Here is a 26890-nt window from a genome sequence, read left to right as displayed (position 1 = left end):
GACGGTGAAATATGTTAGCCGACTCCTTGCCGCTGAGGTCCTGTCCGATGTAGTCTTATCGGGCACGGCAACCGCTTGACATCGGAGATTTTCGTTTACCGCCGCATGAGGTTCTTGTTTGCTCAGGAATGAGTTTTGGAGAAGAATTCGACACTAAGACGGAACACCGCTTCGGCTAGTATTTTGAGAGAACGTCGTAATTCCGCGCCACGTTGGGGAGAGATTACAGCATGGATACCTTAGAAATGACGAACGACGGCAGGCACCATTTCTTCATGCGCGTTATGGTGTGGAACATGCGCTGGATGACCCGGTACGCTGGTTTTATCGCGCGCCCTATCGTTCGAGTATACGGTAACAATGAGATTATCGCCTGCGGATTGCGCAATGAGGACAACAGCGTCGCAATCATATACACTCCGAAAACGGGTCATCGGAATCACGAGGTGCTGTTACGCGAGGGAAGGCAGTGGGTCCACGAGACATCCAACACTATGGAAAACTTCTCGGGATCCGTTGTGTCGCGCCTTTCATTGCCGCGCGCCCAAAATGGAATGCGCTACAAAATGGTGGGCGTGACTGCAAATGGAAGACGCCTGTCCTCACCGGCAATTACAGTGAAGCCGGCTACCATCTACGATTCCACACTTCTCGAAATAGAAGCGACGACGCCTCGAAACGTCCTCTTCGCGTGGCCGCGTGCCGAAACGCATGACCCGATGATTTACTTTCTCGCCGTCGAAGATGAGACTGGTAAGAATACACACGTTGCTATATACACGCGGGAGACCTTCTGGTGCTACCCCAAGACCAAGACGCATCGTACTCCGTGGGCCCCGCTGAACCTCCTCCCCTCGATCTGGTGAAGCAATACGTGGCCAAACTCATCTTGGTCGATTACGATGGCTGGGTCAGCCATATTGCTGTGAGAACGTTTTCTGTACCCTAAGTATAAATTGCTTACGGGTCACAAAACGCCATGGTGGATTCACCTGGTTCCGACGAACCCGGCCTTGACCACTTTGGCCTGTCGCCGGGCATCTCACTGTAATATGCCTGCCGTATTCGGCCGTGATTGTCGACCAAAAAGTCTCCGCCCCAGTTGCAACATGTCCTCACCCGGTTGCGGACTCTGGAGCGCAGCTCCTCGCCTCCTCACCTTCCAATTGAACTTCAAGACTCTCGATACACCGATCGGAATGGATCCCCTAGGACGGGATACGGCAGATCCTGCTCCTGGAGAAAGCTTTTCGGTTGATCGTTTGGCAACAACGTGGTGATAACCACTTGGCAATGCCGTTCAAGAAATGTTTTCCACTCGCGGTGGGCCTCCGCCAAATGTTCGAGTCACGGCAGTCCATAGCGCTGTCGGAAAAGGATAAAGAGATGCCATTCTGGTACCTCCCTTGTAAACTCGAACAGTCCTTCGGTGTCTGAAACCCGTAACTTTAGTTATGCGTTTGGGTGTGTCATCGTCAAGTGCTGCAACGAACTCGAGGCGTGCCGGCACGACTAGTCAAACGATCGCCGCTTTGTGAACTGCGTTACAGATTAGGAATAGGGAAGGGTTTACGCTTTAGACGGCGGCATCACGATAAAGCCAAAGCACGCCTGCGGTTAACAACGAACTCAAACCACGGTTGCAACGGAGAGATGGGATGCAATGAAAGCGATTTGGAACGGTGCAGTCATAGCCGATAGCAGCAATACGGTGGTGGTGGAAGGGAACCACTATTTTCCGCTGGAATCGGTTAACCAAGACTATTTGTTGCCCAGCGAGACACATAGCGTGTGCCCCTGGAAGGGCACGGCAAACTATTATGATTTAGTTGTCAGCGGACGGCGGAATCGCGATGCAGTCTGGTACTATCCCGATCCTACAGAGGCGGCCCAAACCATCCGGGGGCGTGTTGCTTTCTGGCGCGGCGTACAGGTAACCGCGGACTAGAGCCGAGGGGATGCCTGAAGATGCTCAGCCTAGTCGGTGGGAGCGGCCCTAGTTCGGCGCCGCGTTAGGGCCTGAGCCTCAATGCAGACTCTGATGCCCATTGGAGGTGATAGTTTGAAAATTGTGGTATACCGCATCACGGGCCGACAAGGCCCGTTCACTATACCGGACTGGGTCTGCCGCGAATGTGATTTGACCGTTGCATCCGTGGCTCAAGGCTGATTGGCTAACTTTTTGGATGCCTGTCATACGCTGCAGCAAGCTGTCTTTGTTGAAGAATGAAGCGAGCGAATTGACGGATTGACAGCGATGAATGAGTCCAACGACATAGACAAAGGCGAGAATCCATGTGGCCACGCCACGAACCTTGAAGATACCTCATTGAGACAAAAGAAGAGAAAAGTCAAACCGATCCCACAGTGCACGCAGAACAGGGGCACCACCGACATTACTAAAATTAGAGAGCTCCTTAAATTCCGGTTTACATAAAACAGTCATAATTCTCACCCACATCGCTGAGAGATAGGCAGTTAGATGCCTTCTCGGCGATTCTGTGGGTGTTTCGCAAAAGTCAAGTACTTTTCGGTGTTTTCATGAAATTTTCAATGCGCATGAAAAACAAATTCATACAGCAACTGCATAACGCATGACATAGGGTAGTGGTAGTAAATATGCGGAAAGAAAAACCGCAATACGAACCGATTCGAGGATGGCTCATTTTGTTTGCAATTACCTCATGGATGGCACCACTCGTTTATGGGCTGATAATCCTCAGTGATGGGTTCCAGTTTCATACGCATCGTTTAGATCACTTGGTGTATTTCATTGATGCTGTGATCGTTTTTCCGATTTCGATTGTACTTCTAAATATGTTCCGAAAACGGAAAAAAGCGTGGGTCAATTGGATGTTGTTCTATCAAATCTACGCTTTTATGTTGCTGTATATAGACATCATGTATCACAAGCCTACGACACCAACCGTCTTTGGGTTCCTTGAAATTCCGGTCATCGCGGCCTACTTGCTTCGTTCCAAACGAGTTAAGAGAACGTTCGTGTACTGATTTGCTTTGGAACTGCACGGTTGCGAGAACGTGTTGACAATCGCAATATTATTGCTACCCCACCAAAGCCCTTAAAACTTGTGATACGCAACGAACCCTTCTCAGTTCGCTCAAGGTATTGCACCTTACATGCAATCCGCGGCTCAATCCATTGTGTATCGCCTTGCTTCTGTGTGTGGATTTCCTTTACAACCTGGAGGAACGCGATTTTCTCCTCTGGCTTAAAGCCGAGTTCCACAGTTGCTAGCGGTCTATGTGATACTGGGGATCCGACAATGAGGCCGAATTGAGGCTCTCTTCGAAACCGAGGACCACCACATCGGCTAGCCTAAAACTCTTTATCTTCATCCAATCGCTCGACTGTGAAAAAGAGTACCGAGAGTTTTTGTGTGGCAATACCCTCCCAGCCTTGCTCTTCTGTATATTTTTTTAGGCGTATCCCCTGACCGTCAACGTACACGGTTGGCGCAATAACGGGTGAGGGGTTAACAATTGCGGCCAGTCTCTCTTTGCGCTCCATTAGCGTTTTAGCTACATGACTCTTACCCTCTGAATACAGCACATCGAACACGACAAACGTTGCATCCTTGTTGTCGGCTTGACATGACTTGTAGGATGCCAAGTCGGGTGTCCGTCAAGAGCTTTCGCGTACATTTGTCCTCACGGATGGCACGTCAAAGTACTCGTCGATTACGGCCCCAAGCATCCCGACACCGAATCGGCTCTATTTGACGGCTTGAAGGAACTCGGCCTCTCCTCAAGTGAATTGGACGGCTTGGTACTTACGCATGGTCATGTCGATCACGTTGGTTTAGCGGCCACGATTGCAAAGTACGGTGTACCCATTCTCGCACCACCACTTGTCGACACGTGGCTAGACCCAGGGGGTATCTGGGATCAGTACCGAGCGGCTTTTAACGATCGTTTATACAAATCGATAGGCATGCCGTCAGAATTGGTTGACAAGACGCTATCCGGTATGGCTATGCTTCACGCCCTTGCGGAGCCTGCTGTGGTTGACGTCGAGCTTGTTTACGGGAAGGCACTTCCATGTATGCCACAGTTTCAAGTCCTACACGTACCCGGGCATGCACAACATGTGTTGGCGTTATACGACAAAAGTGCAAGTATTCTCATCGGTGGAGACCAGTTGCTGCCGAAAATCAGTAGTAACGCCCTTATTGAACCGGCTATGACGGCACCTTCCGGTGACAAGGCCGCTCGCACCAAGAGCCTTCTGCAGTACCGTCGAAACTTGAGGGAACTCAAGAATCTCGACTTGCAAGTGGTGTACCCTGGCCATGGGGAGGAATTTACCGACGTGGCAGGAGGTGATAGATAAACGGCTTTTAGGTCAAGAAAGGCGTAAGGCAAAGTTTAGAGAGCTGGTCTTCTCTGCATCGGAGAAAACGACATTTTCGATTGCAACGACATTTTTTCCGCAACACTGGAATCAACTCCAGTTGATTTTCTCTGAAACACTCGGATATCTTGACTGGCTGTCAGCCGACGGAGAGTTGGAAGAGGAAATTGATGAACAGGGATTCAGTTCATGGAAGGTTTGCTAGGTGATTGGAGAGTGGTTTCAACCGTGGTAAGGGAGTAAGGGGATGCTTCCCCTCACTCCGGATTCGCTTGCCAGGTGACATTGCCGTCCGCATAAAATTCCTTTTTCCATATGGGCACTTCTTTTTTCAACCGTTCAATAAGCGTCCGGGCTGCGGTAAAGGCAACGCCCCGATGCGGAGACGCCGCTGCACAGATCACGGCGATGTCGGTTGGGTAGAGGGCGCCCGTTCTGTGCCACTGCAGCGTCGATACACCCGGGTACTCGGCTTCGACGGCTTCGGCAATTCGCCGCATCTGCTCTTTGGCCATTTCGACGTAGGTTTCGTAAGAAAGATGAGACGTCTGCTTGGTGCCTGTCCACTCTCGCACGGTGCCGATAAACAACACGGTGCCGCCGTACACAGGATTTTCAAGCGTCTTGTAGGCTTCTTCTACGGAGAGTTCCGTATCCGTCAGGCGTATGGAATGAACAGCGTCCACCGCTCCACCGCCCACGGGGGGTATCCAGGCGATTTCGTCCGTGGTTTGGACCGATTGATTATCGTCGGCATATGCCTGATTTACGGCTGCGAGCGCTGTAGTGATCTCGCTTTGTGCATCCGGAAACATCGTTTGAAAAGCTTGCCGCACGGAGCCCACGGTTGTGGGTTCTGGAAGGTCCAGAGATACGTGCTTCGTCCCTGTTCGTTCAGCAAGTCCCGCAAAAAAGCGAACGGTGTACATAATTCTTTCCCCCTACGATTGGTGATGAAAGGAGCAACATCTATGACCCCAAATTCTCAATTCACGCATTTTGATGAATCCGGTGCTCCACACATGGTAGACGTGTCAGAAAAGCAGGACACAGCACGTGAAGCCACTGCCCGTGCGTACGTTCGCATGCGCAAAACTACGCGCGAATTGATTCAACAGCATGCCGTAAAAAAAGGGGGATGTGCTCGCAGTGTCCGAGCTTGCCGGCATCATGGCTGCCAAGCGAACATCGGAGGTTATCCCGCTGTGCCACCCGCTTCCATTAGCAAAGATCTCTGTAAAGGGAACTTGGGAAGAAGAAGGGGCGGCGGACCCATCTGATACCTGTCTGCTTGCCATCACTGCCACGGTCAAAACGACCTCATACGCAGTCTGTCCAATTGGATCATTCAGTTAGAATAGACAATTTTATTATACATATGTGTTGGTCTGAAATCGCCGCGCCATATAAAGAGGAAGGTGTATAGGCGTGGCCGATGATTATTAGCGCCAGAAGGCCACATAGTAAGCATTTATTGGCTCGACTTATTGTACCTTTCACCAAGCGTTTGGCTTTTACGTCCGATTACATACATCCGAACAACGACTACAAATGTGAAGAGTCCTAATAACAGAACATTATGGTTTTTTAGGTCCCTCCCCACCCACATTGCTAGGCCCACGACAACAGTTAAAATAGCATGGACCTCTTCCAAAAGTGCGATGGGCTTCCGACCAGCTAAGAGGTCTCTGATGACACCACCACCGATGCCTGTGAACAGAGCAGCCATTACAGTCATCCCTACGTTTCCTGTGTATTGCCCAGCATATAAAGCACCTTGAAGTGAAAACGACGCTAGACCAATAGAATCAAAGAATAAACCCCACCTTTTCCATTGGTGGATCCATCTGGAAGACCATAAATACAGAACAGTCAATGTTCCTACTACCAGGAGCAGCGTGTCCTTGTCCCAAAGTTTAATAACGGGTACACCAATAATGGTGTTTCTAATGACTCCACCACCAAACGAGGTCGTCAGCCCAAGGATGAATACACCAGTAAGGCGATAGCGAGCTTGAAGTGCAACGAATGCACCGCTTGCTGCGTACGCGCAGGTGCCAATCCCGTGCAAAATTAACCAAGTCAAACTTCCCACGGTCATACTTTTCCACCCTCTCAACCATAAAACAACCGTTGTGTGCACCCTGAAAACGAAAAAATTCCACTAAAATCAGTTTCCGCAATCCGGGTGGAAACTGATTTTAGTGGAGTAGCTCAAAGCACGTCATGTACTTCCATACCAATCCGCAGCTTGTTCATTGACGTTAATAAGACTATCAGAACGAGTTGCTATCGTCTAGTCCTAATGGACTATCAAATACATACACCGTCATTGCAGTGTCTAGCTCTAAATCGAAGTCACAAAAGAGCGTAACGAGCTTAGCGCCTACCATTTCTTCCACAGCCAATCTCAGCCCGGGGTCGTGATAAATTTCTTTAATAAACGTTGTACGAAGGTCACGTACCAAACGTTTTCCTTCATCCGAACGAATTGCAAACTTCTCGACACTCGTTAAGTTCCCTTTTAGCTCACACACAGCCCATGATCCAAAAAACCTAGTCGTGATTTGCTCGGGCCCCTTTCCTATATATTTTTTACGTACCTCTCGAACCAAATTGCTAAAAGCGTGTGCTTTCTTTGATGTGCTCATGTTACCTCCTAGTGTAAGACCCTCAATCTCCGCCAGGTGTCATCCTGAAATCCGATTTCAATAATTTGAAGAAGCGGTGAGAAGGGATGCACCTAACCCTGACGAGATATACCATATTACACGGCTCATAGATGGTGCTATAACCAACTCTAACATTGTACCCACTTTCTTACGAATTCCACCGTATTAATCCGCGCTAGTGCGTTAGACGTGAGTTAAACTATCCAATAAAAAGATAAATGTCCCGAGAAAAACTTGCTGACCCCATTGTCCCACAGGCAGGTCGGGTACAGGTAGCCAGCCACAGCCTGAATGCGTTGGATCCTCCTCCAACCAGCTGCGGCAATTATGTAGTTGTCAAGGAGCGCACGACAAAGAACCTAACAACATTTTTCCGTCTATTCCCTTATAGAGGTTGTCCGAAAAGCATCCGATTCGAGTAAATGTCTAGCCAAATACATGAATACAGGCTTCCTGATATGGGATAAGTTTACTTGGTAATTTGGTGAATGCCTCCGTATGGGAACACATTGCCTGCTCACCCTTGAAAATGGGCGCACGAACCCCTTGTCAGTAACATTGGCTTTTGTTTATTTTCCAGGTTCTGCTTGCCTATGCAGCGATATCGAGTTTCAATTGCTCGGCCTGGACTGTATACATTTGTGTAATTCGCTCTATGTGGTCATCAGGCAGCATGGTCTCTCGAATGTGACCTATCCTCGCCTGCATGAGCTGGAATATATCCTGCATGGTGAAGAAGGACTGTACTCGTTTGTTTGTTCGTACAGGCACCTTCTTGTGTTTCATAACTGTTGTCAACTCATTGGACTCTTGCGCAAAGGACAGCTCAATCTGCCTTCTGAAATCAAGCATCTGGGCATGCAGCATGGTGCCTTGTGGCACCGGGCCGTATGCAATCGGTTTGTCGTCAAAGGAAAATTCGAATTGCCTGCTGCATACCCCGGATAGCGGGCATGACTGGCATTTCTCTGAGTCCCCACGAAACCAGGAAGTGGCCGTTTTCCAGTCAAAGCCATCCCAAATCAGTCGTTCGCCTTGTTCGCACTCAGGTTGCCCATGTTCATTACATTCCTCTGGCATCACCATACCACTGCGAAACCCTGTAACCACAGCCATACTGTGTTTGTGGTATGCCTCCTTCTGGTCATCCGCATCTATGTAACCCATGTCGGCAACGAGATACTGAGTGCGCATTTCGTTAATCTGCCGGAGTTTCTCTATCAGTGGAAGCATCACTCGAATGTCGCCCACATTCGCAGGCTTAAGGATAGACAACAAGGCCACAGGTCCTTGAGATGTTCTTACTGCAATCGAGTGCTTCCGGTAACCAACGAAGAAACGGTTCTGGTTCACCTTGCTGCGCTGTGCCCCATAGGTGGCGTCCGGGTCAGAAAACGTTTTTTCACATGTGCAAACTGACTTAACCTCACAATCGCAGCGTTTTTTCTTGTATCCGTTGACATTGGCGTAAATCGGACGAGAGTCAATAGCGGCGAGGGTGTCCTGGATGAATCCCTCCATGTGAATGGATTGACGTATAAACTCGTCACGAATTTGTTCGAATACGTCCGGCCCTACTTTGTTACGGAAGTCACTCAGGCTCTGGTGTGACGGAACCTTTGCTGGATTGGGTACACCGATGAAGCTGCGCCACGCCTGGTTCTTTGGGTCTCGCAACTGTTTGCACAATTGACGGAATGAGGTAATCTCCGGCCTAGTGAAATACAGATAGTGCATCCGGAAATAGGCGATTGGAGATGCGGGTCTGCGTCCTCTCTTGTCGTACAGGGGTCCGACGAGCAGGTCCAGGAATGAGTCGTCAATGTGATCTACGTAATCAACGAGTTCGGGGTCGAAGCCAAGCGTGTTATAATAGGCGTATGGAAGCAGGTCTAACTGCAAATCTATGGAAAAACGCACCTCCAGAACTGGAAAATTTGACGGCTGGATACCTTCAATTTTACCAGTTTTGCGGATCGGTGCGTTTTGCTATTTACTCAAAATTGCGGGCTTTTCGGACACGCTCTTATACTTTGCAGATCGAATAAAATCGGGGAATAGGGTGCGTCATAATAAATGAGGGTTTTGCAGAATGAGATTTTGTTTGAAACGAAAAAAGGATGAAGACTACCCAAGAGCGCGGATTACAATTTTTGTTATAGCGGTGTCGTCTGATTCACACTTTAGATTCCTAATTGTCGCCTGAACTTATGCCGTTTTTGCTGAACGGTTCGGTTTGATCATGGCTAGTGCCGATGCAAGCAGGACAATCGCATTCAGATAGACATGGGTCGTCACTTTTGTACACCTCGAACGTGTACATCGTTTACTGTCAAGTTTTTCTTCATGCGGGCGTTACATCGCTCCACTGCTGTTCGTTCGTTGTATAGCATTCGCCACCCCCGTGTATTTCGGTGAGGGCTTGAATAGCGGCGAACATCGTCGCCAATGTTCTTTTTCACTACCATTCCATGATTGGAATCTGAACAAGCCGCAGTGCCAAGCGGGCAATCAACCTTGCCCGCAGCGTGTGGGCATCGAAATTTCAGTCGTTCACCGTCGGTACCCCAGTATGCCATATCAAAGCCCATGGAACAACGAGGTGTACCGTCAGAACTCACGCCTACAGGGGGTTCTTTTTCACCTTTCTTATTCATCGCAATGATTGCCGGCGCACCATGTCCTCGAGCCGCTTCATAGTTCTTCATCTGGTCATACCCAGCATCTATCATGACGAACTTGAACCGCCAATCATACTCGTGGACCACTTGCATCAATGGGATAGCCGTCTCCCCGTCATACACATGAGCTGGTGTGACTTCCAAGGCGACGGGCAGTTCGCTTGCGGTATCGACTGCGAGATGCACCTTGTACCCGAACCAAGAGAGGTTGTTACCAAACGAGTCGTATTTCGCGCCCTAATTGGCATTCCCAGTTTCCTGACTTCTTGACTTGGGTTGCCTTCTCTCGTAGGCACCAATCGCCGTGCTGTCGATAGCAAGGTGTGTTCCGTCGATGATGCCAGCGTCTTTGCATTGACTGACCAGGTCAATGAAGAGAGCCTCAGCGAGATGTTTGTCTACAATAGCCTGGAAGACCCGGCTAAGTGTTGAAACGGATGGACCTGGCTTGTCCAGACGAAATCCGCATTGGTACCGGAAGCGGATATCTCGCTCTAGCCGCTCATGAAGCCTAGTGAACGTCGAGATGCCTTCTAACGGTGCAGCTAGTAACGCTCTGAGAATGGCTTCACGGTCGATTGGTTTTGCGCCTCGGGGTGATGAGTTCTTCAACTTGGCGGCATACCAAGCTGAATTTGGCGCGGAAGAGAAGCATTCCAAACGCTGATATGAACGACACCGTCAAGCCCCGTGTCGTGATGGGGTTGAAAGCCCGGACCGAAGGCAAGGTTCGTCGACGGTTGGCACACTGATATCCGTGGGTTGGTTACCACATTTCGTACCTCCGTCATGGGGCTGCCTCGGACTAGCTTCGTGCGTCAGGTTCTGGACCTTGCACAATCGGGGGACGAGGTTTCCCCGTACCGGATTCCTGTGCCTTCAGTCCCGACCTTCAACCCTAATTACAATTATTCTTTACTACAGTTCTTTTCCAAAACTTATACTGCAGTCGATGTCTCCATCTGCCGCTCTACCTCACAAGCAATGGCCCATATAAATCCCAGCAATTCTCTTGCCACTGAAGTGACGGCTACATTGTGATGCTTACCTCGTAATATCATCTTCACATACTTTCGATGAAGCCTGTCCTGTGCTCGCCAAGCAATGTCCTGTACCTTGGGACTCTGCCCTTCTTGCCGTTTTCGAATCTTTCCTTTAATGGCCGGTTTGTATCGGTAACACCATGCAGCTTCACCGAGAACTCGTCTGAGATGGGCATTCCCAGACTTCGTGATTCTACCCTGCTTTCGAGATACCCCGCTCGAATACTCGGATGGTACCAGTCCGGCATATGCCATTAACTGCTTTGGATTCCGGAAACGACGAAACTCCCCAACCTCAGCGACCAAAGAGGTTGCGATGACCTCTGCAACACCCTTCAGTGTTTGCAAAGCCTGAATCACTGGAGCTCTCTCGCTTTCCGTTGCTTCCAAATGTATAGCTGCCTCAAGACGTTTGAGACGTCCCTCAATTTCGTCTAAATGATGCAAATACTCCTGGTACACCACTTCTTCTCGACGATCCGTCCATTTGAGGCCGTCCAGCCACCGACGATACATAGCCCCCAAGCACTAAGCTTAGTTTCAGGACGCCGATTGTGTCTGAGTAGGAACTTGGATAGCCGATGCCTTGCCCGTGTACGGTCTTCCACCGCATCTTCCCGTGCCCGCACTAAATCCCGTAATGACTCGTTTTTCTCATTCGGGACAAAGACTGCAACCAATTCACCAGCACGGAACAACTGTGCCAATCTCAACGCATCTCGCTTGTCTGTCTTCACTCGGTCTCCTTGGCGAACTGGAATGAGGGATGGTGCGACAACGGTACACGGCATGTCCATTGCGCGCAGTAGTCGATACAGTCCATAGCCTGTCGGCCCAGCTTCGTAGCAAAACTCCAGTTCTACACCATCTGCAGACAGTCTATGTACTAGACTCCTTACAGCTTCCACCGTATGAGGGAACATTCCGATATATCTCGGTTCTCCACGGCCTTCGTCTGCTACCGCAACTGCGATATTTTCCTTAGATACATCCAAACCTACAAACTTTGTGATAGTCTTCATAGTAAGGCTCCTTTCGTATGTGGCTCTGCACTGGTTTCTCAAGATTCAGTGTAATCCAAGACCTACGAAATGGGGCCGGTGTCGTTCATTATGACTCACAAGGTTCGATTTCTAGCCATTCTTCAAGGGAGAATAGGGACTTTTGGAGAAGATACAACTGACTTCCCTCCTCGAAAGTTTTTGGTTTCGTCGCTTGAAATCTTCTCGAAGTTGGGGTGAAGTCCTTTTTTGTGTTCTGAAATCCCTTGCCCTACACGGGTTTATAATTCTGCAAAACGATTGCTTAAATAAGAATTCGATCACGGTACACTTATTCTACGGAATTTGTGTTTTCTTTATCCCGCATTTGTTCCGCCATGGCACCCAATTGCCCAGATAAATCCTAATAATTCTCATGCCACTGCTGTTACAGCAACGGAGTGATTTTTGCCTCTAGAAATCAAACGAAAATATTTACGGTGCAATCTATCTTGAGCCTTCCAAGCAATTGCTTGTGTCTGAGGTGATTGGCCTTCTTGTCGTTGTTTAATTCGACCTTTTATTGCAGGTGAATAACGATAACTCCACGCGGATTCGGCTAGAATGTGGCGAACATGTGCATTCCCTGTTTTGGTTATCCCACCTTGCCAACGATTTGCACCACTAGAGTATTCTCGTGGGACTAGTCCTGCGTAAGCCATAAGTTGCCTAGGATTCGAGAAGCGGGAAAACTGCCCAATTTCCGCAACCAATGATGTTGCGGTGACCTCAGCGACACCACGAAGTGTCTGTAAAGCTTGAATGACAGGAGCGTGGAAGCTATCTGTTGCCTGAACATGAATTTCTTGTTCTAATCGCTGAATACGTCCATCAATTTCATCCAATTGGTGTAGGTATTCTTGGAATGCCATCCTCTGAGCACGATTCGTAAATTGTAAGGTATCCAGCCACTTGCGATGTTTCGGTGTCCAATTGCGTATACCTTTTGGTGTGCGAAGACCCCATCGTAACAAGAATTTCAACAACCTATGTCGAGTACGCAATTGATCTTCTTTAGCGTCCTCTCTTGCACGTACTAGATCTCGAAGTCCCTCGTCATCCTCTTGCGGCACCCATACACTCGTCAATTCTCCCGCTCGTAATAACTGCGCCAGACGTAATGCGTCTCGACGATCAGTTTTTACTCGATCCCCCTGACGCACTGGGATTAGGGAAGGGGCAACGACCATACATGACAAACCCATCTTGGTTAGTTGGCGATACAATCCATATCCTGTAGGTCCCGCTTCATAGCAAAATTCCAATTGTACGTCGTTTCCTAACTGCCTAACCAATTTACGAATTGCTTCAGGATTATTTGTAATTGTTCCAAAAAACCGTGGGGCACCACGCCCTATGTCTGCTATGCCCACCGCAATCGAATCCTTTGACACGTCTAAACCTACGAATTTTGTGCTATCCTTCATATTATCGGCTCCCTTCGTATTGTAGCTCTGCATTGGCTATCGCTAGTAACAGTATTGGCAATGTAACCTACGTTGTTACGAAACGGGGCCGACCTCGTTCATTATGACTCAAATAAATATCTTACAATGCTAGACACACACGGTTGATTTTGATATCTTTGCAAGGTAAGCGGATTGGTGTGAGAGTACAGGTTCGTGCTTTTAACTACTCCACGAAAACGAACTTCCTTTGTATCACAAGGGGGTTGTTTTTGTGGAGTTTTTTATTGGCTTTTTAGGGAGGAAGCCACGTCTCGGTGATAAGAATATGCAGACCAGGACCTTATTCGTGGCGCCCTCAAAGTAACTCTTCGATGTTTTCACTACACCTTCCATTTTACGAAGGGGGATGAATTGTTATGAAGAGGGATAACCGGCATTTCAAGAGGTGTGACCACCCGCGATAAACAAGTGGTCACAGCGCTTTATGTACAAGGTGGAAATATTGTAAACATTTTTTCTGTTGTTTAGAAGGAAACCTCACAAAGGGGAAATTGTCATGGTTCAATTTACTTTGGACGGGGAAAAATACGAGGCCCCCGAGGGAACTCGTATTTTAGACTTTATGCTCGGCCAAAACATGGAGCATCCGCATATATGCTATTCCGAAGTACTGGGGCCAATTCAAAGTTGTGATACGTGTATGTGTGAAGTGAATGGGCAAATCATGCGTGCATGTTCCACGGTTTTACAGGATGGTATGAACATTTTATCGTCTTCTGAATTGGCAAAAACAGCACAGAGTGAAGCCATGGACCGTATTTTGGAGAATCACTTACTTTATTGCACTGTGTGTGATAACAACAATGGGAATTGCCGTGTCCATAATACAGCTGAACTCCTCGAAGTTAGCCATCAAACGCGCCCGCACCGGTCCAAGGGGTATGAAGTGGATATGAGTAATCCATTTTATCGCTACGATCCCGATCAGTGTATTTTGTGTGGTCGCTGTGTAGAGGCATGCCAAGACTTACAGGTCAATGAAACCCTTAGTATTAACTGGGAAAGTGACATGCCCCGTGTTCTTTGGGACGGTGGTAAACCCATCAATGAATCGTCCTGTGTTTCTTGTGGCCATTGTGTCACGGTTTGCCCGTGTAATGCGCTGATGGAAAAATCAATGCTTGGTGAAGCTGGCTATATGACCGGAATGAAAGAAGACATACTCAATCCAATGATTGATCTGGTCAAAGAGGTAGAGCCGGACTACAAAACGATTTTTGCTGTTTCAGAAGTGGAAGCAGCGATGCGGGAGACACGCACCAAAAAAACTAAAACTGTCTGCACATTCTGTGGCGTTGGTTGTAGTTTTGAGGTGTGGACGAAGGGGCGCGAAATCTTAAAAATTGAACCCGTAGATCAAGCTCCAGTCAATAGCATCTCTACATGTATTAAAGGTAAATTTGGTTGGGATTTCGTGAACTCGAATCAACGTTTAACGACGCCGCTCATTCGAAAAGGTGATACGTTTGTTGAGGCTTCGTGGGATGAGGCACTCAATTTGATCGCGGAGAAGATGGGTAACATCAAGAACACATATGGTGCAAATGCACTTGGCTTCATTTCCTCCTCAAAAATGACGAATGAGGAAAACTACCTGATTCAAAAGTTGGCCCGACAAGTATTTGAAACCAATAACGTGGATAACTGCTCGCGCTATTGCCAGTCTCCTGCATCCTGGGGATTACAAGAAACAACTGGAATCGGTGGCGACTCGGCGACCATTGAAGATATTGCCAGTGCAGGGCTGGTCGTCATACTGGGGTGTTCACCTGCAGAAGGTCACCCGGTTTTAGCAACACGCATTAAACGCGCCCACAAATTAAACGGACAAAAATTGATTACGTTTGACCTTCGCAAACACGAAATGGCAGAACGCTCGGACTTGTTTGTACGACCAAAACAAGGAACGGATTATGTATGGCTTGCGGCAGTCACAAAATATATTATTGACCAAGGCTGGCACGATGAGGAATTTATCAAGAAACATGTTAACTACTTTGATGAATACCTTGCTCTTCTGAAGCCGTTCACGCTCGAATTTGCCGAAAAGGAAACCGGCGTTTCTAAAGAAACGCTCATCCAGGTGGCAACCATGATTCATGAAGCAGATGGGACGGCTATTTGTTGGGGAATGGGCGTCACACAAAACGTGGCGGGATCGTACACATCTGGCGCCATCGCAAATCTGTTGCTTGTCACTGGAAACATGGCTCGAAAAGGTGCCGGTGCATTCCCACTCCGTGGACACAACAATGTTCAAGGTGCAGCAGACATGGGAACCATGCCGAACATTTTTCCAGGGTATCAATCGGTAACAGACGATGTGGCTCGGGCAAAATTTGAAAAAGCATACGGTGTCAAGATTTCGAACAAACCAGGGCTCGACAACATTCAAATGCTTCAAGCGATCGATCGCGGTGAACTTAAAGGCATGTACATTGCAGGAGAAGATATGGCTTGGGTTGATGCGAACTCAAACCACACACAAGAAATGCTTGCAAAGCTTGACTTTTTAGTAGTACAAGAAATTTTTCTCACGACAACCGCACAATTTGCCGATGTCATTTTGCCTGGAACACCTTCTTTGGAAAAGGAAGGTACCTTTACCAACACAGAACGGCGTGTACAACGCTTGTACCAAGCCATGGAACCCCTCGGAAACAGCAAACCAGACTGGCAAATTATTACTGAAGTTGCAAAGCGTTTTGGATTTAACTGGAATTACTCGCACCCAAGTGAAATCTTTGCAGAGATGGCTAGTTTAACTCCGTTCTTTTCTGGGTGCAATTATGACGTACTGGAAGGGTGGAGTAGCTTCCATTGGGGGTCTACGGATGGGAAAAATACACCTGTACTTTATACAGATGGATTTAATTTCCCAGACAAAAAAGCGCGTCTTGCCCTTTTTGGATATGTTCCGCCTGTAGAATTCCCGGATGAATTCGACTTAACGCTTGACAATGGACGTTTGCTCGAACAATTTCACGAAGGGAACCTCACAAACAAGGTTGGGGGTATCAATTATAAGTTGCCAGAGGTCTTCGTTGAAATTTCACCAGAACTCGCAAAAGAGCGCGGCGTGGAAAGCGGCACGCTGGTCCGACTGGAGTCGCCATACGGAGCAGTTAAACTCAAAGCGGTGGTCACAGACCGGATGCAAGGAACGAACATTTATATGCCGATGCACTCATCAAGTCATGAAACTGCGGTCAACTTGTTGACGGGTAACGCAGTCGATGTGAAAACTCATACTCCTGCATATAAACAAACGAAAGTTCGAATGCAAGTGCTTAAAAAACAAGGCAAGAGCCCACTGCCTAAATTTAACCCTCGCAATGCCGTACGTACTCCGCAAATGGGCGTTCAAGTCGAGCGTAAGTGGGCCAGAGAGGATTACAGTCCAATTGCAGCTGTAAATATTCCTAATCAATACCGAAGGGGGGCTCATTAATATGGCAGCACCCATTCAGCAGGTTGTCCGCAACACGAAAAGCAAAGAAGAGTTAGAGGCGGCTTCTTTGCAAAGTTTGCTCACTGCGGTGGTTCAAAATAAGGCAAGTCTCGAAGATACATTGCGTATCATGCAGGAACTCCACGACAGTGGAATTCTTGAAGCACTTCACGCCATGCTCACCGCTAAAGAAAAGATCGCGAAAATCTTAGTGGAGCAAGCACTGCGTCCTGAAGCAACAGCACTCATCAATAATATGATGAGTGTAATGGGTGGCTTAACAAAACTTGATCCGGAGGCCACCGGAGCACTCATGAATGGACTCGCAGAAGGAATGGCGGAAGGTACCAAAGCGACTCAATCACCCAAAAAGATTGGCGTGTTTGCTTTAGCAAAAACCTTAAAAGACCCCGACGTAAATCGTACACTTAAGTTTGCTATTGGTTTCCTCAAGGGACTTGGGAAGACTTTGTAGACAGCAGTAACAAAGGGAGTCGTGTTGAACGAGTTTAAGGACCAAGGGGAGTGTTTTGTCAAGTTTGGTTTTGACACTAGAGTAGAGAGCACATTGACAGACGATGCTCTCTACAAGTGTGTTCGGCATGAACGGAATCAGAAGGACCTAGTGTAGAGGAGACTCGTAAAATGATGCTTCGTATACAAGGAAGCAGTATGACCCTTCAGGAAATAACACATATTTATTTGAAACAGCTTGGTCTGATTAAAGTTTCCGGCTTCCGTATGACGGGGTCAGGCCCCCTCTTTGGCGGCGTAAAGCACGAATCCCAAAACCTTTAAGAAGGTGTGTCCTTATGAAACCTGTTGAGACAACTCGTAAGGTTTATCATTTTGATCACGATGTTTTAGAAGTTAAAGATGATGTGATTGTTACAGAATATGCATTGACGATAAAGGTGAATGGTGAGGAATTTGCCACTGTTGTGTGTACGCCTGAGTACATTGAAGATATGGTAATTGGATTTCTTGCTTCGGAACGCGTGATATTTTCATTAACGGATATTGAAGAGTTTTATATAGAGGAGCGACGTGGGTTTGCTCATGTTAAAGTAAAAAATATCAATAACTTGTATCAAAATTTCCGGTCTAAACGTTACATTACTTCATGCTGTGGAATGACGAGGCAGGGATTTTATTTCGTAAACGATGCATTTGCTGCGAAGGACGTGAGTGGTGTCAATATACGTATATCGATTCACCATTGTTTTGATTTGACGATTGAAGAGCGAAAGCGGCAGCTTCGAGCTTATTTTTCTGGAGTGCCGGCGGGGCTTAGTCCAATCGAACGGGCTGAGAAAAACCGGCGAATTGTGGACCATTTATGCAACTGGGTGACTGCGAATGGCATCATTCGCAGTGGAAGTATGTCTCATGAGGTGGAACACTCCGGTGATTGCTTTATACAGCGCGTTTCGTGACGAAGCGGATTTATTCAAAGGTTTGTCCAGACTTATATTGGTTGGCTGCCAGGTAATTTATCCTCGAGTCAAAAAACAGCAAAAACAGATGACGTTCCACAAAGTGAATCACCTGACAGACCTGGAGGCTGGCAGTTATGGCATCTTGGAATCGAATGTCGGGCGTTGCCCAGCCGTTTTGGCGGAAGATATTGATGTCATTGTCGTGCCAGGTCTAAGTTTTACCCGGACAGGCTTGCGACTCGGATATGGCGGAGGATTTTACGACCGAATGTTTTCATGCTCTTCCGTTCGGGCGCTGCTTGTCGGCGTCGGGTTTTCACTGCAAGTTGCGGAAGAACTGCCTGCTGAAGAACATGATGTGCGGATGCAGTATCTGTTGACCGAAGAGGGTCTCGAAGCATGCGGTGTGCCGCTTTAGTTCTGGCCGGCGGAGCCAGTCGCCGCATGGGCGTGGACAAGCTGTCGCTGCAAGTGCGTCGCGGTGGGGACAGGACAATTCTCGATCATGTTGTAGATTGTGCTTTAGCGGTCAGTGAATCTGTAGTCATTGTTCATGCTCCAGAGAGGACGGCGGCGATTATGCGCATCGCAAATCGATGCGATGAACGTATTCGTTTCCACAGCGACGATTTGTGGTACAACGGACCGCTTTTTGCGATTGCGAACGCTTGGCCCACTAGTGATGAAGCAGAAGTTGTGCACGTTGTGGCCGGTGATTTGCCGGGACTGAATGCAGAAGTCCTAATGAGTTGTGAAACGACGCTTCGGACTGAAACAGATGTGGATGCGGTTCTTGTCACACGAGAATGGCGTTTGCAACCTTGGTTAGGATGTTACCGTCAAATAGTTGGGCAGATTTTCCGAGCAGTAGCAACCAGTGGCGAACGTAGATTGATGAAAGTAGTAGAAAGTTGTTCAGTGGCAAGAATTTCTGCTGAAAGTGCAGGTTGGCCGCTTTGGTGGACAGAGCCTGTACATACGAAAGAGGATTACGAACGTTGGCAAAGCGATGGGAGGGAATTTCGTGCGAAGACGTGAGGTACCTGTAGAAGAAGCTGTTGGTTTAACGCTGGCACATGATTTAACGAGAATTGTACCCGGAGAGTTCAAAGGTCGAGCATTCAGGAAAGGCCACGTTGTGCAAGAGTCAGATATTCCGATGCTCTTGGACATGGGAAAACGTCACCTATTTGTGCTGGAGCTTGAGGGCAATGAACTGCATGAGGATGATGCAGCTGTGATGATGGCCGATGCACTCGCTGGGTCATTGGTGATTCAGACACTGGTTCATGAAGGTAAAGTGATTTTAAAAGCGCGCCATCGAGGAATGCTTTGGGTGGATGTGAGGCGCGTCATGGCCATCATTGACGTATTGCCATACAAGCCCCAAAAGGTCGTATTGATAACTACGGGCAGCGAGATTAAGGGCGGGCGGATTGAAGATAAATCAGGATCTGTTCTTCGTCAGAAGTTTCAACGATACGGCTTTGAACTTCATCAACAGGTATTTGCGGATGACGATTTAGATGATATCGCCATCGCGATTGTTCAGGCATGCAACGACGAGGCGACCATTGTCTGTGTGATAGGAGGGATGTCGGTTGACCCTGATGACAGAACGCCAGGTGCGATTCGCAAAGCAGCAACGAATGTTGTCACCTATGGCACACCGATGCTTCCAGGTTCCATGCTGATGCTTGCATACCGAAACCAAACTGCGATTTTCGGTTTGCCAGGGGCAGTCATATACGATAAAAAAACGTCATTTGACGTCTTGCTGCCGCGCGTTCTGGCCGGGGTCGCTGTGACCAAGAAAGACATTGCCCCGCTTGGCATTGGTGGCTGGCTCAATGACTAAACCAATCGTGATGAGCGTCATTGGTTTGCAAAACAGCGGCAAGACTCGACTGGTCCTGGCTTTGGTGCAATTTTTACAGGAAAAAGGTCTAACGGTCGCTGTCTTGAAACACGATGGTCATGCGGATGAACGCATGTCGAATGACTGGCAGAAGTCGGGGAGTGACACGGAGTTGTGTCGGCAGGCAGGTGCCCGGATGACCATGGTGGTCGGCGGGGGACAGAGCCTCATTCATATTGCGGATGATGACGAAGCGTCACAGGCGGAACAGTTGTGTCAGCGGATTACGATGCTGGCAGAAATTCAAGGGAAGCCGCTCGACGTGATTCTCGTGGAAGGTTATAAAAGGAGCAAATTGCCGAAGGTCGCCGTCATCCGCACACAAGAACATCTGCAGTGGATAAAAGAGCATCAGTTTACTAATCTCAAAGGTGTGTATGCTGCAAGTGATTTGAGAGAGCTTGCTGATGAGCCTTGGCGAGTGTATTATGATGAAGATATCGAATATTTGGTCAAAGATTTTTTGTAATCAATTTGGTTGATGAGCGGAGTGAAAATTTTCGGAGGTGATCCAATATGGGATTCGGTAATATTGGTTTGTCCCGTTTCCTTCTAATCTTGGTCGTTCTCTTGATATTTTTTGGTCCTTCGAAGTTGCAATCGGTAAGGCGTTTGGCAAATCCCTCCGAGAATTTAAGAAGGCTACAAACGGTATGATGGAGGATACAAAGGAACCCCTGAAAGCTGCTCAAACGGAAGCAACAGCGAGCATACAACCTGCCTCGGCCAGCGTGGAACCAGGTGTACTCAATCATCCGTGTGAAGAGGGGACAAGTAAGACTACTTGAAAGAGACGGAAGCAATCCGTTCAGGAGTGCAGCAAATAAACGGAGGCAAATCTATGTCGAAATTATCTATGACCTGGATGAGTATCTATCAGACTTGCGCAAGCGAATCATATACGCCCTCATTGCGTTTATGGTCATGATTGTCGCAAGTCTTGTCTTTGTCAGGGGGCTTTATGATTACTTTGTCAGTCCTCTATCAAGTGAGCACATCCCGACTTTCGATTTTCCAGTTAGATTTTGAGGATTTTTGGTCATTTCTGAACGAAAACCCTTTATTTTTCGCGGCGCGCCCAAACGCGCGCGTTGTCTAGCCTTTGAAAGTAAGGTCTCGGGAGGTGCCAGGACACCCGAGTAGCTAGGATGCCTACGTACGGCGAAATCTGTGCGGAGAAGTGGTATTAAGTCAATAGGATGACACACCAAACACAGAATGTCGAAATATTTAGTTTGAGGACGTTCTAACACTTTTAACTAGTTGCCCCTGAAAAAGTCCTTAAGGAATAACAAAAAGGAATTGCAAGCCTCGTTGGTGAAATGGTTGTTGTCGAGACAAAGCGATATTCATCCCCCGAGGAGCTTGAATTCCCTTTGTATAGGAATTCGTCATCGTTCTTCGGAAATCCTTCGAGGTGACGCAATTGCTAAGAATTAGTCAGGATCAGACAACCTTATGGGATTCGGTACTCCCGGAGCCCCTGCGTTCATTGCCATCGGAACTTGAATGTGTTGACCGTCTTCTGAGTGACGAACGGTTCATTCAACCATTCTTACAGAATTTCAATACGACAAAGGGGCGCCCCACAGTCCCGGTTGACACTTGTTTGCGACTCATGTATCTCAAGTTCCGGTATCAGCTGGGATATGAGACGCTGGTTCAGGAATTTCAAGATAGTTTTACATGGCGTCGCTTTTGCCACATCGCCATCGACGAGAAAGTTCCCAGTTCCACGACGCTTATCAAAGCCCGCAAACGCTATGGAGAGGAAACAGTTCGGTCTCTGAACGAAATACTGATGAAAAAACTAGCGGAGGATAGAGTCATCCTCCACCGCAAGTTCCGCACCGATACTACGGTCGTAGAATCAGACATTCATCACCCGACCGACGCTACGCTACTTCAGGACGGCGTAAAGGTTATCACCCGGACCGTGAACAAGATTCGTAAAGTCGCTTCCCACGCAACCGAGGGCTTTCTTGACCAAACCAGTGAGGTCAAAAAGAAAATCCTTTCGTTCGCCAAGGTACTTCGCAGGCGAACGAGTCAATCCTGGGACGATGTTATCCGAATCACAAAAGAGGTCGTGGACATCACACAAAATGTAATGGAACAGGCACAACATGTCATCGACAAGTTACAGAATTCAAAAAAACGCTGTGTTGAGGCTCCGAAACGGAAACTGCAACAGGTCGTTGAGAAGACAGCCAGTTTGCTCGATCAAGCCAAGCAAGTGGTGAATGGAAATCGCATCATTAAAGACCGTATAATCAGTATCTATGACGCATAAGCCCGCCCCATCAAAAAAGGGAAGTTGGCCAAGCCCACAGAGTTCGGTTACAAGGTGCGAATCGACGAAACTGAGAGTGGCTTCGTGACCGGGTACTAAGTACACAAGGGCAACCCTTCCGACGAGGAATTATTAGCGACGGACAGAGGTTTCGGCAGCAGACGGAATGAAACTGTCTTACAACAGGACTTTGGTATACGCTACGTAAGCACTCCGTTTCGAGGTAAGAAGAGTAAAAAACGCACTGAACTCGAACAGCAGCTATGGTACAAGGATTTGCAGCGATTTAGAGCCCCAGGCGAAGCAAAAATCGGGTTGCTGAAGCGCAAGTATGGTTTAGAATGAAGCCGATTTCGAGGCGATTCGGACACTTCAGCATGGGTTGGATTTGGAATTCTAGCCCACAACTTAAGGAAAGCAGCCCTACTTGCACGATAAAAGACAAGGAGCACCCAACAAATCGGTCACCTTATTACCCTTGACATCCGATAGAAACCCCAAAGAACAAGAACAAAAATTAGCGGATGACTTTTCAGGGGCAACTAATTAACGGGTTCTTGGACCCACGGGGGCTGACGTTCTGCCCGGCTACCGGATTAATAAACCTCTATAATAAATGAGGTCAGCCAGTCACAATAACTGGCTGACCTCATAATACGAATGGGGGCTATGCGTGATTCTGATGTTGGCATCGGGCTGGGTTTTGCATTTGAGGTACTACGAACTTTGGGGCATCAACTGCGCGACAAAAGGCTTCACTAACGCACGATGATTATTTAAGACAAATTGGTAACGTCGGAAACAGAACGTTTCCGAGGCATAAATCGTGTCTTCGTTTCTGACGACAAACGCCGTGAAATCTTTTTATGGCACATTCAATCACTACGGCTACGTGTGACACTAATTCGTCCGCAGATTCGGATGCTCACGCTAGGTTAGTTCGACGGGAATTTTTTCGTTCAACTCTGCCTTTGTCTGAATTTCAAAGAACGAACGCAATCGTCTGTGGGGTGTCGACGATTTATCGACATACACACTATAGACTTTGTCAGTCGGATAAACAGGGAGTGTTGTTCATATTATTTTTTCAGGGTTATTCATAAAAAGGTTTTTACTCCGAATTAAGGCGGGGTTATTCAACTTAAGCATTCCACTAATTAGTTGAGCAACTTCATCAGCTTGTAAAATATGCATTTCCCCTGAACTGTTTTGTGTTGATTGAATCCGAGCAGGGGTCAATGCGGCTATTTTCACTTGAGAATGTGAAATTGAACTTGCAAGTCCTTGTGTCATTCTCACTACACTGGTTTGCATTGCACTATATGCATGGGGTGTAATCAGAGTATTGTTACATGAAGTTGACGAAAGATTAATAATGAAACCGTGATTATTGCGTAGCATTCGATATAATACGACTTGAGTCACTACAAGAGTTCGCATTAAGTTACCCTGCATTAGTGAGGTCCAATCTGTATCAGGTTTCCAATTATTAAATTGGGCAAAACCAACATTATTAATTAAGACGTCAACAGGTGCCTGGTTGTTTTCTATCAATTCTAGTGATTTGCTAAGTGTGTAGACTGTCATGCCATCCTGGCACAGTTGTTGTGCTACGCTTTCGCCCACACCTGAGAAAATACCTGTAATAAGCACTGCTTTTAAGGGCGATTTCAAAATTCTGGGTCTCCTCTTTAAAGATGTTACGGGTTAGACACAAGTAACATGAGTTCGTTCTTGATGTTCAGTGATCTTCACATTAACATTGTATTGTAAGGCATGAGTTTAGAAATGAATATTGGGCTTGGATTGGTTTTGAAGGTACACAAAGTGTCTTAAACTACTCCATTGTAAACTTCGTAATGGTATTGGAACTGCCATACGGTGTTTATAATGGAGTTTTTTTGTGCCTTTAATTCCTTCTTTGTTTTGCCTATCGGAAGGAGAATCGCTTTGAATGAATCATCATAAGCGCCGTACAGTCGTTTACGTAAATTTTGGAGCGCTGTCATTATCCATTTCTTCTGCTCTAAATGGAAATATCGTCTTGTCGTCATCTTAGATATCCTACAAGGAAACATCCAAAATAAGGAGGTAATTTCACATGGCTGTGGAGCTCGCTAGGTGGCAATTTGGAGTGACGACAGTGTATCACTTCTTATTTGTTCCACTCACGATTGGACTTGGATTTCTCATCGCGATCTTGGAATCCATCTATGTCGCGAAGAATGATGAAAAGTACAAAAAAATGGCTCAGTTCTGGATGAAGTTCTTTCTTATCAACCTGGCGATCGCTGTTGTCACAGGTATCTTTCAAGAGTTTCAATTTGGAATGAATTGGTCAACATATTCTCGCTTTGTTGGCGACGTGTTTGGTCCGTCACTCGCCGTCGAGGGTCTGGCAGCATTCTTTCTCGAATCAACATTTCTTGGCGTTTGGTTGTTCGGATGGGAACGTCTGCCGAAGAAAGTACATCTTGCTTCCATTTGGTTAGTGTCCCTAGGCAGTACGTTATCCGCGTTTTGGATTCTGACAGCAAATGCATTCATGCAGGAACCCATGGGTTATGCGATTCACGACGGACGTGCGGAAATGACATCGTTTGGCGCAATACTGACAAATCCGCAGTTGTGGGTTGAATTCCCACACGTATTTTTTGGAGCCATCGCCACAGGCTCGTTCTTTATGGTTGGCATTAGTGCCTGGTACCTGCTCCGAAAACGATCCATCGATCTCTTTCAACCATCGTTTCGCATTGCGACAGTGGTTGCCTTGATATCCAGCATTCTCACCGCTGTCGTCGGACACGAACAAGCACAACACGAAGTGGTTGCCCAGCCGATGAAAATGGCGGCGGCAGAAGCGTTATGGAACACGAGTCCGCTACATGCTCCGGAAACTTTGATCGCTGGAATTGATGTTGCCGGTCACCATAATACGTTTGCAATCAAAATCCCGTATTTGCTAAGCATTCTATCGTACAATCGGCTGTCCGGTCGTGTGCAAGGTATCAATCAATTACAACAGCAATTTGTTCAAAAATACGGTCCAGGAAACTACATTCCGAACGTCTATATTTCGTTTTGGACATTTCGCATCATGGTTGGTGCAGGCTCATTAATGGTTCTTTTGAGCTTGATCGGCCTTGTGCTTTTCCTACGCGACCGCGAATTGAAGCACGGTTGGTTTCTCAAATCGATGCTGGCAGCTATTGCGTTACCTTACATCGCGAATACAGCAGGTTGGATTTTTACTGAAATGGGGCGTCAACCCTGGATCGTCTACGGGCTTCTTCAAACGCGAGATGCCGTCTCGCCAACAGTTTCTAATGCCAATGTCCTCTTCACGCTCGTCGGGTTTGCGTTCGTCTACATCGTTCTTCTCACAATCGGTGTGTATCTAGCCGCTCGAGCAGTCCGTCAGGGACCCGACGATGAAAATGAGCGCGAAGACGGTATACCATCCAATTTGTTGCTTGAACCGTCGGGGGGAGTGCAAGTTGACGTTGAATAGTCTCTGGTTTGCGCTGATTGTCATTTTGTTTACAGGTTTCTTCGTGTTGGAAGGGTTCGACTTTGGCGTTGGCATCCTTGCTCCGTTTGTCGGCAAGTCGGACAAAGAAAGACGTTTGCTGTACAATTCCATCGGGCCCTTCTGGGATGGCAACGAGGTTTGGTTGATTGCGGCCGGCGGTGCGATGTTTGCAGCATTTCCGCAGTGGTACGCCACGTTGTTCAGTGGATTTTACATCCCTTTGTTTCTGCTCGTGATCGCGCTGATCGCCCGCGGAGTTGGCCTCGAGTACCGCAGCAAACTTCCAGCGCAGCATTGGCGCAAGGCGTGGGATACGGCCATTTTTGGGGGGAGTCTATTGCCACCGATTATCTGGGGGATTGCGCTGGCAAACATGATGAAGGGTGTACCTATCGATGCCCACATGAACGACGTCGGGTCCCTTTGGGGGCTTGTCAACCTCTATAGCGTCGTTTGTGCTATTGCGATGATGCTGCTATTCGCGACACACGGGGCTTTGTTCTTGACACTGAAAACGACAGGTAAAATTCAGGAACGTGCCCGCAAAGCCGCGCGCAGAATTGGCTTTTTAGCGACAATTTCCATGTTGATCTTTGTAATCCTAAGTTTCTTTGACTCGAACATATTTCTTAAAACACGGATCGATCCCATCGTCATTGCGGTACTTGCAGGCATCTCCCTTATTTCCGTACCGTTCTTCATTCGTGCGAAGAAGGATGGGTGGGCGTTTTTGATGACTTCGTTCACTATCATTTTTTCGACCGTTATGGTGTTTATTGATCTGTTTCCACGGGTGATGGTGTCGTCGCTCAACCTGAAATGGAGCTTGACGATTTATAATGCATCTTCAAACCCCTATTCGCTACGTGTGATGACTTGGATTGGTCTAACGTTGCTTCCTATCATCATCGGTTACACGATCTGGACGTTTTGGACGTTTCGTAAACGGCTTTCCCTGCACGACCAGATGGAGTATTGAG

At 47.6% G+C, this 26890-nt stretch carries 25 protein-coding genes and 4 pseudogenes; 19 read left to right on the top strand and 10 right to left on the bottom strand.

Annotated elements, in window-relative coordinates:
* The first annotated feature begins 230 nt into the window (after positions 1–230).
* Entirely contained in the window at positions 231–866 is a 636-nt protein-coding gene (locus NZD89_RS20755) for a hypothetical protein (RefSeq protein WP_268004605.1), read from the top strand.
* A gap of 797 nt (positions 867–1663) precedes the next feature.
* Positions 1664–1948 carry a DUF427 domain-containing protein gene (locus NZD89_RS20750; protein WP_268004604.1) on the top strand — a complete coding sequence of 95 codons (285 nt, stop codon included), beginning with the start codon at positions 1664–1666 and terminating at the stop codon, positions 1946–1948.
* Positions 1949–2026: 78 nt separating this feature from the next.
* On the opposite strand, the gene NZD89_RS20745 is transcribed toward NZD89_RS20750, so the two are convergent.
* Entirely contained in the window at positions 2027–2305 is a 279-nt protein-coding gene (locus tag NZD89_RS20745) for a hypothetical protein (protein WP_268004603.1), read from the bottom strand.
* Between the two features lie 314 nt (positions 2306–2619).
* Here NZD89_RS20745 and NZD89_RS20740 point away from each other — a divergent pair, with 314 nt between their 5' ends.
* The gene (locus tag NZD89_RS20740) at positions 2620–3009 is read left to right on the top strand and encodes a hypothetical protein (RefSeq protein ID WP_268004602.1); all 390 of its coding nucleotides are present in this window, start codon (positions 2620–2622) and stop codon (positions 3007–3009) included.
* A gap of 328 nt (positions 3010–3337) precedes the next feature.
* Here the strand turns inward: NZD89_RS20740 and NZD89_RS20735 are convergent, their stop codons facing one another.
* The gene (locus tag NZD89_RS20735) at positions 3338–3580 is read right to left on the bottom strand and encodes a DNA ligase-like domain-containing protein (RefSeq protein ID WP_268004601.1); all 243 of its coding nucleotides are present in this window, start codon (positions 3578–3580) and stop codon (positions 3338–3340) included.
* Between the two features lie 81 nt (positions 3581–3661).
* Between NZD89_RS20735 and NZD89_RS20730 the strand changes: the two genes are divergently transcribed.
* Entirely contained in the window at positions 3662–4351 is a 690-nt protein-coding gene (locus NZD89_RS20730) for an MBL fold metallo-hydrolase (RefSeq protein ID WP_268008564.1), read from the top strand.
* A complete protein-coding gene (locus NZD89_RS20725; protein ID WP_268004600.1) occupies positions 4341–4577 on the top strand; it encodes a hypothetical protein in 237 nt (78 codons plus the stop codon). The genes NZD89_RS20730 and NZD89_RS20725 overlap by 11 nt, the downstream gene beginning before the upstream one ends.
* A 52-nt stretch (positions 4578–4629) precedes the next feature.
* Here the strand turns inward: NZD89_RS20725 and NZD89_RS20720 are convergent, their stop codons facing one another.
* Positions 4630–5301, bottom strand: coding sequence for a molybdenum cofactor biosynthesis protein (locus NZD89_RS20720; RefSeq protein ID WP_268004599.1), 672 nt, complete (start codon positions 5299–5301; stop codon positions 4630–4632).
* Between the two features lie 24 nt (positions 5302–5325).
* Between NZD89_RS20720 and NZD89_RS29830 the strand changes: the two are divergent.
* Together NZD89_RS29830 and NZD89_RS20715 are read left to right on the top strand one after the other, a co-directional pair.
* Positions 5326–5505, top strand: a pseudogene (locus tag NZD89_RS29830) (cyclic pyranopterin monophosphate synthase MoaC); the annotation flags it as partial.
* A gap of 16 nt (positions 5506–5521) precedes the next feature.
* Positions 5522–5728 carry a cyclic pyranopterin monophosphate synthase MoaC gene (locus NZD89_RS20715; protein ID WP_369125218.1) on the top strand — a complete coding sequence of 69 codons (207 nt, stop codon included), beginning with the start codon at positions 5522–5524 and terminating at the stop codon, positions 5726–5728.
* Positions 5729–5843: 115 nt separating this feature from the next.
* On the opposite strand, the gene NZD89_RS20710 is transcribed toward NZD89_RS20715, so the two are convergent.
* The 6 genes and pseudogenes from NZD89_RS20710 to NZD89_RS20680 all read right to left on the bottom strand — a co-directional run bounded on the left by NZD89_RS20710 (position 5844) and on the right by NZD89_RS20680 (position 13235).
* A complete protein-coding gene (locus NZD89_RS20710) occupies positions 5844–6473 on the bottom strand; it encodes a trimeric intracellular cation channel family protein (RefSeq protein ID WP_268004597.1) in 630 nt (209 codons plus the stop codon).
* 175 nt (positions 6474–6648) lie between these two features.
* On the bottom strand, positions 6649–7023 hold the full coding sequence (locus NZD89_RS20705; RefSeq protein WP_268004596.1) for a Na-translocating system protein MpsC family protein: 375 nt from the start codon (positions 7021–7023) through the stop codon (positions 6649–6651).
* A 612-nt stretch (positions 7024–7635) separates the two neighbouring features.
* Complete coding sequence (locus tag NZD89_RS20700) at positions 7636–8964, bottom strand: transposase (RefSeq protein WP_268003901.1); 1329 nt, start codon at positions 8962–8964, stop codon at positions 7636–7638.
* Positions 8965–9252: 288 nt separating this feature from the next.
* Positions 9253–10397, bottom strand: a pseudogene (locus NZD89_RS20695) (transposase); the annotation flags it as partial.
* Positions 10398–10663: 266 nt separating this feature from the next.
* Positions 10664–11790: pseudogene (locus tag NZD89_RS30145) on the bottom strand (IS110 family RNA-guided transposase).
* Positions 11791–12182: 392 nt separating this feature from the next.
* Positions 12183–13235, bottom strand: a complete 1053-nt coding sequence (locus NZD89_RS20680) for an IS110 family RNA-guided transposase (protein WP_268004593.1) — start codon at positions 13233–13235, stop codon at positions 12183–12185.
* Between the two features lie 538 nt (positions 13236–13773).
* Between NZD89_RS20680 and fdhF the strand changes: the two genes are divergently transcribed.
* The 10 genes and pseudogenes from fdhF to NZD89_RS29825 all read left to right on the top strand — a co-directional run bounded on the left by fdhF (position 13774) and on the right by NZD89_RS29825 (position 23140).
* Entirely contained in the window at positions 13774–16728 is a 2955-nt protein-coding gene (gene fdhF, locus NZD89_RS20675) for a formate dehydrogenase subunit alpha (RefSeq protein ID WP_268004592.1), read from the top strand.
* A 1-nt stretch (position 16729) separates the two neighbouring features.
* A complete protein-coding gene (locus tag NZD89_RS20670; protein ID WP_268004591.1) occupies positions 16730–17203 on the top strand; it encodes a helical membrane plugin domain-containing protein in 474 nt (157 codons plus the stop codon).
* A 337-nt stretch (positions 17204–17540) separates the two neighbouring features.
* A complete protein-coding gene (locus NZD89_RS20665) occupies positions 17541–18164 on the top strand; it encodes a formate dehydrogenase accessory sulfurtransferase FdhD (protein ID WP_268004590.1) in 624 nt (207 codons plus the stop codon).
* The gene (locus NZD89_RS20660) at positions 18136–18585 is read left to right on the top strand and encodes a 5-formyltetrahydrofolate cyclo-ligase (RefSeq protein ID WP_268004589.1); all 450 of its coding nucleotides are present in this window, start codon (positions 18136–18138) and stop codon (positions 18583–18585) included. The genes NZD89_RS20665 and NZD89_RS20660 overlap by 29 nt, the downstream gene beginning before the upstream one ends.
* Positions 18567–19205 (top strand): molybdenum cofactor guanylyltransferase, encoded by a 639-nt coding sequence (mobA, locus tag NZD89_RS20655; RefSeq protein WP_268004588.1) that lies wholly within the window; start codon positions 18567–18569, stop codon positions 19203–19205. The genes NZD89_RS20660 and mobA overlap by 19 nt, the downstream gene beginning before the upstream one ends.
* Positions 19192–20025, top strand: coding sequence for a DUF8806 domain-containing protein (locus tag NZD89_RS20650; protein ID WP_268004587.1), 834 nt, complete (start codon positions 19192–19194; stop codon positions 20023–20025). Before mobA ends, NZD89_RS20650 begins: the two co-directional genes overlap by 14 nt.
* Positions 20018–20554: a molybdopterin-guanine dinucleotide biosynthesis protein B gene (mobB, locus tag NZD89_RS20645; protein ID WP_268004586.1), complete on the top strand. Its 537-nt coding sequence runs from the start codon at positions 20018–20020 to the stop codon at positions 20552–20554. Before NZD89_RS20650 ends, mobB begins: the two co-directional genes overlap by 8 nt.
* A gap of 47 nt (positions 20555–20601) precedes the next feature.
* Positions 20602–20742 (top strand): twin-arginine translocase TatA/TatE family subunit, encoded by a 141-nt coding sequence (locus NZD89_RS30240; RefSeq protein ID WP_488798532.1) that lies wholly within the window; start codon positions 20602–20604, stop codon positions 20740–20742.
* Between the two features lie 769 nt (positions 20743–21511).
* Positions 21512–22816: pseudogene (locus tag NZD89_RS20635) on the top strand (transposase).
* Between the two features lie 222 nt (positions 22817–23038).
* Complete coding sequence (locus tag NZD89_RS29825; protein ID WP_369125217.1) at positions 23039–23140, top strand: DUF1641 domain-containing protein; 102 nt, start codon at positions 23039–23041, stop codon at positions 23138–23140.
* A gap of 312 nt (positions 23141–23452) precedes the next feature.
* On the opposite strand, the gene NZD89_RS20630 is transcribed toward NZD89_RS29825, so the two are convergent.
* Positions 23453–24052 (bottom strand): SDR family NAD(P)-dependent oxidoreductase, encoded by a 600-nt coding sequence (locus NZD89_RS20630; protein ID WP_268004585.1) that lies wholly within the window; start codon positions 24050–24052, stop codon positions 23453–23455.
* 427 nt (positions 24053–24479) lie between these two features.
* On the opposite strand from NZD89_RS20630, the gene NZD89_RS20625 reads away from it, so the two are divergent.
* Both NZD89_RS20625 and cydB read left to right on the top strand, forming a co-directional pair.
* Complete coding sequence (locus tag NZD89_RS20625) at positions 24480–25889, top strand: cytochrome ubiquinol oxidase subunit I (RefSeq protein ID WP_268004584.1); 1410 nt, start codon at positions 24480–24482, stop codon at positions 25887–25889.
* On the top strand, positions 25876–26889 hold the full coding sequence (cydB, locus tag NZD89_RS20620) for a cytochrome d ubiquinol oxidase subunit II (protein ID WP_268004583.1): 1014 nt from the start codon (positions 25876–25878) through the stop codon (positions 26887–26889). Before NZD89_RS20625 ends, cydB begins: the two co-directional genes overlap by 14 nt.
* The last annotated feature ends 1 nt before the right edge of the window (position 26890 follow it).

The sequence above is a fragment of the Alicyclobacillus fastidiosus genome, assembly GCF_026651875.1.
In the GTDB taxonomy this organism is placed as follows: domain Bacteria; phylum Bacillota; class Bacilli; order Alicyclobacillales; family Alicyclobacillaceae; genus Alicyclobacillus; species Alicyclobacillus fastidiosus.
The sequence above is the reverse complement of the archived record's forward strand: the minus strand, read 5'-3'. Positions and strand labels throughout refer to the sequence as shown.